This is a genomic window from Variovorax ureilyticus, from assembly GCF_037889935.1.
GTDB lineage: Bacteria > Pseudomonadota > Gammaproteobacteria > Burkholderiales > Burkholderiaceae_C > Variovorax > Variovorax ureilyticus.
This window is the reverse complement of sequence record NZ_JBBKZU010000039.1, coordinates 1-9,264: the sequence shown is the minus strand read 5'-3', so window position 1 is coordinate 9,264 and position 9,264 is coordinate 1. Positions and strand designations below refer to the sequence as shown.

Here is a 9,264-nt window from a genome sequence, read left to right as displayed (position 1 = left end):
TACGAGAAACTCGAGCGCAGCTTCGTTGCGCTCAACCACCTCGCCGCCGCCATCATCGCCTTTCGCAAGGTATCTGCCGACGTCAACATAATTTACGGATAAGTTCTAAGTTTGTCCAGGCGCTCGGGCCAGGTGCAGTTGGTTGCCGACTGCAGCAGGATGCGGGTCCACGCCACCCAGGCTTCCCATTGCACGCGCTTGTCCCAAGCGTTGCCCCATTGGCTGAATAGCTGCAGCGCGCTTTCGGCGGCCACGCGCGCGTCATCGCGTCGGCCTGCCGACAAATACACCTGCGCCAGCACCGTCCGAGTCATCAGGATTCTGATTCCGAAGCTGTTATCGCTGCGACCGAACCAGCCCTGGTACGCAGCTCGAATTTCTGAATCTTGCCGGTCGACGTCTTCGGCAATTCACCAAAGATCACCGTGCGCGGCACTTTGAATGCTGCCAGATGCTTCCGGCAATGCTCCACGATGTCCCACGGAGTCGAGCGAGCACCGTCCTTGATTTCGACAAAGGCGCACGGCGTCTCACCCCACTTCTTATCTGGCTTTGCAACGACTGCGGCTGCCAAGACATCGGGGTGCCGATAGATGACGTCTTCCACCTCGATGGACGAAATATTTTCTCCCCCGGAGATGATGACATCCTTGCTCCTGTCCTTGATCTTGATATATCCATCGGGATACTGAACTGCGAGGTCACCAGTGTGAAACCAACCGCCGGTGAACGCTTCTTGCGTCGCCGCGGGATTCTTCAGGTAGCCCTTCATCGTAATGTTGCCGCGGAACATGATCTCGCCCATGGTCTCGCCGTCCCACGGAATTGGTTTCATCGTCTCGGGGTCGAGCACCTGCGCGCTGCGCTGCAGGTGGTAGCGCACGCCCTGGCGCGCGTTCAGCCGCGCTCGCTCGCCGATGTCCACGCCGTCCCAATCCTCGTGCTTGGCGCAGGCGGTCGCCGGGCCGTAGACCTCCGTGAGGCCGTAGACGTGCGTGAGGTCGAAGCCGAGCTTCTCCATGCCCTCGATCAGCGAAGCCGGCGGTGCCGCGCCCGCCACCATCCCCTTCACGCCAGCGGGCAGGCCCTGCTTGAGTTCGTCGGGCGCGTTCACCAGCATCCCGTGCACGATGGGGGCGCCGCAGTAGTGCGTCACGCCGTGCTGCTTAATCGCCTCGGTGATCGCGCGCGCCTCCACGCGGCGCAGGCACACGTTGACACCGGCGCGCGCGGCCACCGTCCAAGGGAAGCACCAACCGTTGCAGTGAAACATGGGCAGTGTCCACAGGTACACCGCATGCTTGGGCATGTCCCACTCGAGGACGTTGGAGATGGCATTGACGGCCGCGCCGCGGTGATGGTAGACAACGCCTTTGGGATTGCCTGTCGTCCCGCTGGTGTAGTTGAGGGCGATGGCGTCCCACTCGTTCCCTGGCAACTCCCACACATGTGACGGATCACCTTCTGCCGCGAGCTCCTCGTACGTCAGCTCGCCAACTCGCTTGCTTGTTCCGCTGAACGAAGAGTCCTCCGCGTCGATCACCAGCAGGTCCTCGCGACTTTTCCGCAGCGAGACTGCCTCCTCGATGAGGGCGGCAAACTCCGGGTCCACGATAAGGACCTTTGCTTCACCGTGGTCAAGCATGAACGCAATAGTGGCAGCGTCGAGGCGGGTGTTCAGCGCATTGAGCACCGCGCCTGCCATCGGCACGAAGAAATGCGCCTCGACCATCGGGGGCGTATTGGGCAGCATGACGGCGACGGTGTCGTTGCGGCCGATTCCCCTGGCTTTCAACGCGCTGGCAAGGCGCCTGCACCTTTCGTAGGTTTCGGCCCAGGTGCGTGTCAGCGCACCATGGATGATGGCCGGGTGCTGCGGATAGACCTCAGCCGAGCGCTCGAGGAACAGAAGCGGCGTCATCGGCGCGTAATTCGCCGAAGTGGGCGGTAAGTCTTGGTCGAAGATCGAGTTCATGCTCTGCTCACATCGCGTTGAGGTTGATCGAAGGCAGGACTTCGCCACGACACTCGCCGAAGCCCACCCGCGCCGCCCCCGGGTTCTCGCACCAACCTCTGAGCACGACGCAGTCACCGTCTTCTAGGAAGTGACGCATTTCGCCCGTACCGGGCAAGGGCACTGCTCGGGTGCCGCCCAGACTCAATTCGACCAGTGCGCCGGCCTCGCCTGGCGTGGGACCGGAGATCGTGCCGGTACCCATCAGGTCTCCGCTTTGCACATTGCAGCCGCCCACGGTATGTTGCGTGAGCATCTGCGCAACGGTCCAGTACTGGTGTCGGAAGCTCGTGGCGGAGATGCAATCGCCGGGCAGTTCCCGTGCGCGGTGTTGGCGAGTCTGCAACAGGACTTCGAGCTGCACGTCCACGCTGCCCGTCGCGCGATCGGTGGCGTTATCCAGGTATGGCAAAGGTTGCGGGTCGCCGTCCGAGCGGCCGAATGGAACGCGGAACGGCTCCAGGGCTTCCATAGAGACGATCCACGGCGAGATGCTCGTGCAGAAGTTTTTGCCGAGAAAGGGGCCCAGCGGATCCATCTCCCAGAACTGATGGTCGCGCGCCGACCAGTCATTGAGCAGGCACATCCCGAAGATGCGGTCCCGCGACTCGGTGAGTGACAGTGGTTCGCCAAGCGCCGTTCCCGGGCCCACGAAGAAGCCCATTTCGAGTTCGAAATCCAGCCGCCGGCTTGGACCGAACACCGGCGTCTGGCTACCTGCAGCCCTTGATTGGCCGTTCGGCCGGCGAAAGGGCGTTCCAGACAGCACCAAGCTCGACGCACGCCCGTGGTAGGCAATCGGGAGCCACTGAAAGTTAGGGGTCAGGGGGTTTTCCGGCCGGACAACGCGGCCAACGTTGAGCGCGTGGTGCACCGAGGTATAGAAGTCCGTGTAGTTGTGCACCTGCGCCGGCATTTTCATGACGGCGTCCACGAGGGGTACCAGGCAAACGCGAACCTTGGCCTGCGTTGCAGGGTCGGCTTCGGCGGACAGAAGTCTGAACAGCGCGTGGCGCAGCGGCTGCCAGCCTGCCGGCCCCATTCCCATGAATGCATTGAGAGTTTCGCCGGCCGCCACACTGCAGGCCGCCTGTGCAGGCTCGGGCAAAAGGCTGCTGGCTGCCAGTTGCGCGAGGTCGACCACTTGATCACCGATCGCAACGCCCCCGCGGGACCGCTCCAGGCGGCCCTTGGGAGCAAACACCCCGTAGGGCAGATTCTGCAGCGTGAAGTCGCAGCCTGGCGCCTGCGCAGCGGCGATCCAGCTGCGGGCCGTGGAATCGTGGGTGAAGTTCAGCATCAGGCTTGCTTGTTAGTCGGTATCAGTGCGTCGTCAAAGATGGCGACCGCGCGAGTCCAGCCAGCAGAGGCGCCGCGTATCTTGTGCGGAAAGCAGCTGATGAAGAATCCATTCGCGGGCAGCACCTCAAGGTTGTGCAGTTTCTCGAGATGGCAGTAGCCAATGTCTCGTCCCGCTTTGTGGCCCTCCCAGATCAGCGAAGCATCGCGGGTGGCCTCGTACTTTTTTGCCGTGTGCACGAAGGGGGCGTCCCAGCTCCAGGCGTCCGTGCCGGTCAGCCGCACGCCGCGTTCCAGCAAGTACATCGTTGCGTCATAACCAATGCCACAGCCGGATGAAACGTAGTCTGCCTGGCCGTACCTGCTACCAGCACGCGTGTTGACCACGACGATCTCCAATGGTCGGATCGTGTGATGGATGCGCGCGAACTCTTCTTCGACCTCCCTGGCTGTGACCACGTGGCCATCGGGCAGGTGCCGGAAGTCCAGCTTCACGCCAGGCTGGAAGCACCATTCCAGCGGGACTTCGTCGATCGTCGTGGAGCGTTCCGCCTTGCCCAGCGCCTTGTTCATCGTGCTGTGGAAGTGATACGGCGCGTCCAGATGCGTGCCGTTGTGCGTGGAGAGCCGGACGGTTTCTGCCGCCCAGCCTTCGCCATCGGGCAAATCGCCCTTGCTGAGTCCCGGGAAAAAGGCGGCGATCTGCTCCGGCGAGTCCTCATGCGTCACGTAGTCGATGTGCGGCGCGAATGCAGGCGGGTCGCTCAGGACGTCGTTTTCCAGGTAGATGGACAGGTCGATGAAACTGCGTGTCATATCGTTTCTCTGGATTAGTCGATGGTGATCTTCTTGGCCTTGACCAGGTCACCCCACATCCGCTTCTCCTGACCCAGCATGGCCGTCATGGCGTCGACGGTGGCGATCATCGGCTCGCTGCCGAGCTCGGCGATTTGCTTCTGCACGTCGGGGGCCTGCGTGATGCGGGTGAGCTCCGCGTGAAGCTTCTCGACTACGTCGTTCGGCACGCCTGCCGGCGCCCAGACGCCATGCCAGCCGACCACTGCAACGGCGGGATAGGTTTCCGAGATGGTAGGCACATTCGGCAGCTGCGCGTGGCGGCGGGGACCGCTGTAGGCGATGGCGCGTACCTTGCCCGCGTTGATCATGGGAATGGCCGAAGCAGCGGGTTCGACGCACAGCGGGATCTGGCCCGACACCACGTCGATCATCGGAGGGCCCTTGTACGGCACGTGCAGCATCTGCACTTGCGCGCTCTGGTTGAACAACTCCATGATCAGATGAAGGAAGCTGCCCACGCCGTTGGTGCCGTAGGCCAGCTTGCCCGGGTTCGCGGTCGCGTAATCGGCAAGTTCCTTCACTGTCCTGAATGGCATGCCGTTGTTGGCGACGATGAAGGCTCCCTGCGACAGCAGCGGCGAGACGGGCCGGAAATCCTTCTCGGGATTGAAGGTGAGCTTGGAGTAGATCCACGGGTTGACCGTGAAAGAACTCGAGACGGTGTACAGGAAGGTGTAGCCGTCCGGGGGAGCCTTGGCTACGACATCCGACGCGATGTTTCCTGCCACGCCAGGCCGGTTCTCGACGATGACCGGGACGGTCAGGACCTTGGACAGCCTCTCCGCGTAGATCCGGTTGTAGGTGTCGGGCGCCGTACCGGGTGGCCCCATGTTGACGAACTTGATGGTTCGCGAGGGCCACACCGTTTGTGCAGACGCGGCCTGCCAGGGTTGGAGGGTTGCGACGGCGCATGCGGCGGCGGCGCGGGAGAGGATCGTGCGGCGTTGGATGGCCATGGGAATTCCTTCAAGGCTTTGCGGGCACGACCGGCAGCAGCAAAAACGATGGATGTGCGCCGCCGGTGTGAATCGTGATCTCGCCTCCGAAACGCTCCGGGGTACGGTCTTCGGGGTGGTCGTGCAGGAGAACGGAAGAGCCTCGCAAGGGCTTTCCGTAGATTTCGGGCCACGGCCCCGGAAGGTCATGCTGGAAGTCCGAACTGCCGACCGTCAGCACGAGTCGCCATCCCTTGGGGAATACGAACGACATCGGCCAGATTTCGACTTGCAGTTCATAGATCTCGCCGGGCTCGAGATATTGAAGTTCGTCGTGGACGAGAACAGGCTGCCACGGTTTCGATCTCACGGGATCAAGCTTGCGGTGGGAGGCGCGCAGCCAGCCCTGCGCCAAGGGTGCGTTGAACTCGGAAGCCGCAACGATGAGATGCTCCTTGCCGGCCGTGTCATACGCGCGGACTGTCAAGAAGAGATCGGCGTCCTTGGCGGTTGTGGATACGTAGAGGGTGGCCGCCACCGGCCCCGTCACTTCCGTCTCTTGCTCGAAGGGGGCGGTGCTGAAGCTGGCTTTCCCGTCCAGACCGTCGAATCGCGCCTGACCTTCCACGCGGGAGGGCTCGCTCGTCAGGCGGAACGAAGCAGCGTCCAGATAGCTTCGCGTCCACAGCGTCCGGGCTAATGGCCATTCCTGCTCCGTGCGTTGAACGAATCGGTCGACGTGCCGCACCAGCATGCGAATCGGCGCCTCTTTGTCCCAGCCGTTGTTTTCGCCCTTCAGGAAGTGATCGAAGAAACGTTTCTGGAGTGCGACGCCGTAGTCCGTGTAGAACTCCGTCCAATGCTCGCGACCGTGGAATTCCATCCACTTCTGTTTGGACCCTGCACCCAGCCAGCCCTGGACGTTACCCCGCAAGTGCACGCCGTGGCCGCCCCAGTTTCCACAAGAGAGCACCGGCACCTCGATCGCTGCCAAATCCGGAGTGCGTTCTTTGTAGTAGCTGTCGGTGATGAGTTCCGCCTCAAGCAATTTGGCTGGAATATCCACGCGGTTGGCGAGCAACTCTTCGTCACTCAAGTCGTCGGGTCCAGCTATCGAGACTCCGGTGTTCGGATTCACGCGGGCGCGCGAGCCCAGGCCGTTCTGGACGTTCGCGATCTGGTTCGGGTACCACTTCATCAGGAAGGTATTGAGGATTCCTCCATGCCGGCATGCGTCGCGGTACATGTCGGTGTAACCCTCGAAGGGGCAGATGGCAGCCAGATGCTTGGGTCGCCGGGCGGCCACCTGCCACTGCGTGCTGGCGTAGTACGAGACACCTGCCAGGCCGATCTTCCCATTGCTCCACGGTTGGTTGGCAGCCCATTCGATGCATTCGCAGAAGTCATCGATCTCGCGGAGCGACCAGCAGTCGAGGACTCCGGGCGAACGGCCGGCTCCGCGCGAATCGACACGCACGCAGACGTAGCCGAAGGGCACCCAGCGTTCGGGGTCGACGGTCTCCCAGTTGGCATAGCGGCCTGAACTGCCACGCAAGACCTCGGGAAAGTCAGATGTCAGGCCCTTCCACTGCATCGGGAAGCCTTCACGGAAGTGCAAGCCCTTGGCGTAAGGGCCGTGTGACATCAACACGGGGAACGGGCCATCGCCGTCAGGACGAAAGATGTCCGCGCGTACGACCGATCCATCACTGACAGCGATCTCGACATCCCAATCGATCTTCATGCAGGCGCTCCAATCAGTTGAATCAAACAAGTGTTTAATGTAGCCATGCCCCAGCCGCGAGGCGCCGGTACTAACCCTAATCAATCATTTGAAACAGGCATTTAAAATAACGCCAATGCGAACTCGGACAAAACCAACAGCTGGACAAGGTGCAGGCGAGGCGCGTGAGCGCATCCTTGTCACCGCAGAGCTTCTTTTCGCGCGACAGGGGGTGGACAAGACCTCGACTCGCGACATCACCACGGAGGCGGGTGTGAACGTCGCTTCCGTCAACTATTACTTCCGGTCGAAGGAAGCTCTGGCCGAAGAAATCTTCATGCGCCTTGCTCAGAGGGTCACCGTGCTTCGGCTCGCTGATCTGTCAAGGGTCATGGACGCCTCCCGTCAGAGCAAGACGCCTCTGCGGCTGGAAGACCTGGTCGATTGCTTCATCAGGCCCTACTTCGAGCCTGGGGTCCATGGCGCTTTGCTCGCGCGATTCATCCTTCAGCACAGGTTGGATCCAAGCGAGATGACGCATCGGGTTTTTGAACAGTACCTGAACCCGTTCGCGATGGAATTCATCGATGCGCTATGCATGACGGACAAACGGATCAGCAGGGTTGACTGGCTGTGGCGCTACACGCTGCTGACAGGAACCGTGATGCTCGCTATGACGGATGTCGGGCCCAAGAACCGCATGTTCGTTTTGTCAAATGGGCAAGCAGATGCTTCGCGCGCCGACGAGCTAAAGCGTCACTTGTCGGAGTACCTTTGCCGTGCGCTACGAAACGGCTAGTGAGCGTGCTTGAGTGGAAGCCGAAGCTTTTTTAAGCGCCCAGACGTCCTTTTCCATCTCTATGCATGCTCTTGATGCGCACACGGCTTTGCCAGCCGGTGCGCAGGGGCGTCCCGTTGTCGCTCGTCGTATCCGGGGCCAACGTTCATGACTGCAAGCGGCTTGACGACGTGCTCGCCGCCATCGTGGTCAAGCGCAAGGATCCGCCGCATCGGCGAAACAAGCATCTGTGCGCCGACGCGGGCTACCGCGGCGCCAAGCACCTGCGCACGATCGAGGACCACGGCTACATCCCCCATGTCGTTGGCCGGCGCACGGAAGCTGACATCAAGCAACGCGATCCGACCAAGAAGACCCGCCGGTGGGTCGTCGAGGTCTGCCACAGCTGGTTCAACCGCTTCCGAAAGCTGCTCGTGCGCTACGAGAAACTCGAGCGCAGCTTCGTTGCGCTCAACCACCTCGCCGCCGCCATCATCGCTTTTCGCAAGGTATCTGCCGACGTCAACATAATTTACGGATAAGTTCTTAGAAATCAGGAGACAAGCCGTGCCGTCCAAACTCGATGCGTCCTCTTTCGCCCCGATGCCCACGCGTCGACGTGTTCTCTTCGCGGCAGCTGCAGCAGGAGTTGGAACGGCGCATGCCGCAGATGAGCCTGCGCCTCCATTGACGACTACCACAGCCACAATCCCGATGGCCGTGCCGAGCACAGAAGTCGTCTACGAATCGGTCGTTGACCTCGCGCCGACCGTGCAGCTCGGGATGTCTCCGTTGGGCCAGCGCCGGATGGTTCCGATCACCGGCGGGACATTCGAGGGGCCGCGCCTCCGAGGAATCGTCATACCAGGAGGCGCGGACAGACAACTGGTGCGTCGCGACGGGTCCGTCGCCCTTGACGCCATCTATGAACTGCAAACGGATGATGGCGTGATCATCTCCGTGCGCAACCGCGTGCTCTCGCGCAGGCCGAAGGACGCGCCGGCGTATGTCTTCTCCAACATCGAACTGACGGCACCGGAAGGTCGCTACGGCTGGCTCAACGACTTCGTTTATGTCGGCACCCTCAATAGTCTGCGCCCTCAGAGAGCTGCGGTGGTGATTCGAGCCTTCCGCGTCGTCTAGCAGGCGAGTAGACCGCGGCGGTTGCCGGTCGAAGTATTGGCCTTTCGAATAGACCTCCGGATTCGGGGCGCTACAAAGTACTTCGCAGTGGGTGCGGCCAGTTTGACAGGAACCGCCAAGTACTCCTGTCAGCTGCGAAGCGGCCTCGAACTGACCGCGCGTGTGCGACCTATACGTCGGGCTGTTCAGCAATATCCAAAGCGTCGTCGACCTCGATGCCAAGGTACTTGACGGTGCTCTAAAAGCTTGTTGTGACCCAACAAGATCTGCACCGCTCTCAGATTCTTCGCCTTCTTGTAAATCATGGACGCCTTGGTGCGACGCATCGAGTGGGTCCCGTACTCCGTCGTGTCCAGCCAGATTTCCTGTACCCAACCATGAACGATCCTGGCGTAGTGCCGGGCTCCTAGGGATGGTCTGCAGAACGTGATCTGCGGACGCGATTGAATGAACCCGACGATGACGATGCATCCGCTTTGCTCATTCGAGCAAGCTCGGCATCGTTTTGCTGGGC

General features: G+C 61.5%; 7 protein-coding genes and 4 pseudogenes. 4 read left to right on the top strand and 7 right to left on the bottom strand.

The annotated features are described in order from the left end of the window. A pseudogene (locus WKW77_RS34775) lies at positions 1-102 on the top strand (IS5/IS1182 family transposase); the annotation flags it as partial. Here the strand turns inward: WKW77_RS34775 and WKW77_RS34770 are convergent. The 6 genes and pseudogenes from WKW77_RS34770 to WKW77_RS34745 all read right to left on the bottom strand — a co-directional run. Then, positions 93-302: pseudogene (locus tag WKW77_RS34770) on the bottom strand (tetratricopeptide repeat protein); the annotation flags it as partial. The pseudogenes WKW77_RS34775 and WKW77_RS34770 overlap by 10 nt on opposite strands. A gap of 11 nt (positions 303-313) precedes the next feature. Then, entirely contained in the window at positions 314-1,975 is a 1,662-nt protein-coding gene (locus WKW77_RS34765; RefSeq protein ID WP_340361441.1) for an acyl-CoA synthetase, read from the bottom strand. Positions 1,976-1,982: 7 nt separating this feature from the next. Continuing rightward, positions 1,983-3,314 (bottom strand): fumarylacetoacetase, encoded by a 1,332-nt coding sequence (gene fahA / locus WKW77_RS34760; protein WP_340361440.1) that lies wholly within the window; start codon positions 3,312-3,314, stop codon positions 1,983-1,985. Beyond that, entirely contained in the window at positions 3,314-4,129 is an 816-nt protein-coding gene (locus WKW77_RS34755; RefSeq protein ID WP_340361439.1) for a cyclase family protein, read from the bottom strand. The genes fahA and WKW77_RS34755 overlap by 1 nt, the downstream gene beginning before the upstream one ends. Before the next feature lie 14 nt (positions 4,130-4,143). Then, positions 4,144-5,127 (bottom strand): Bug family tripartite tricarboxylate transporter substrate binding protein, encoded by a 984-nt coding sequence (locus WKW77_RS34750; RefSeq protein WP_340361438.1) that lies wholly within the window; start codon positions 5,125-5,127, stop codon positions 4,144-4,146. A gap of 10 nt (positions 5,128-5,137) precedes the next feature. Then, on the bottom strand, positions 5,138-6,850 hold the full coding sequence (locus WKW77_RS34745) for a CocE/NonD family hydrolase (RefSeq protein ID WP_340361437.1): 1,713 nt from the start codon (positions 6,848-6,850) through the stop codon (positions 5,138-5,140). A 115-nt stretch (positions 6,851-6,965) separates the two neighbouring features. Between WKW77_RS34745 and WKW77_RS34740 the strand changes: the two genes are divergently transcribed. The 3 genes and pseudogenes from WKW77_RS34740 (at position 6,966) to WKW77_RS34730 (ending at position 8,750) form a co-directional block, all read left to right on the top strand. Next, complete coding sequence (locus tag WKW77_RS34740) at positions 6,966-7,628, top strand: TetR/AcrR family transcriptional regulator (protein WP_340361436.1); 663 nt, start codon at positions 6,966-6,968, stop codon at positions 7,626-7,628. A gap of 104 nt (positions 7,629-7,732) precedes the next feature. Beyond that, positions 7,733-8,149 (top strand): annotated as a pseudogene (locus tag WKW77_RS34735) (IS5 family transposase); the annotation flags it as partial. Positions 8,150-8,174: 25 nt separating this feature from the next. Further along, positions 8,175-8,750, top strand: a complete 576-nt coding sequence (locus tag WKW77_RS34730) for a DUF3237 domain-containing protein (RefSeq protein ID WP_340361435.1) — start codon at positions 8,175-8,177, stop codon at positions 8,748-8,750. A gap of 169 nt (positions 8,751-8,919) precedes the next feature. Here WKW77_RS34730 and WKW77_RS34725 read toward each other — a convergent pair. Further along, positions 8,920-9,166: pseudogene (locus tag WKW77_RS34725) on the bottom strand (site-specific integrase); the annotation flags it as partial. Positions 9,167-9,264 lie beyond the last annotated feature (98 nt).

Coding starts and splice junctions, on each gene's coding strand:
- WKW77_RS34740 (WP_340361436.1), top strand. CDS start 6,966: ATGCGAACTCGGACAAAACCAACAGCTGGACAAGGTGCAGGCGAGGCG.
- WKW77_RS34745 (WP_340361437.1), bottom strand. CDS start 6,850: ATGAAGATCGATTGGGATGTCGAGATCGCTGTCAGTGATGGATCGGTC.
- fahA (WP_340361440.1), bottom strand. CDS start 3,314: ATGCTGAACTTCACCCACGATTCCACGGCCCGCAGCTGGATCGCCGCT.
- WKW77_RS34750 (WP_340361438.1), bottom strand. CDS start 5,127: ATGGCCATCCAACGCCGCACGATCCTCTCCCGCGCCGCCGCCGCATGC.
- WKW77_RS34765 (WP_340361441.1), bottom strand. CDS start 1,975: ATGAACTCGATCTTCGACCAAGACTTACCGCCCACTTCGGCGAATTAC.
- WKW77_RS34755 (WP_340361439.1), bottom strand. CDS start 4,129: ATGACACGCAGTTTCATCGACCTGTCCATCTACCTGGAAAACGACGTC.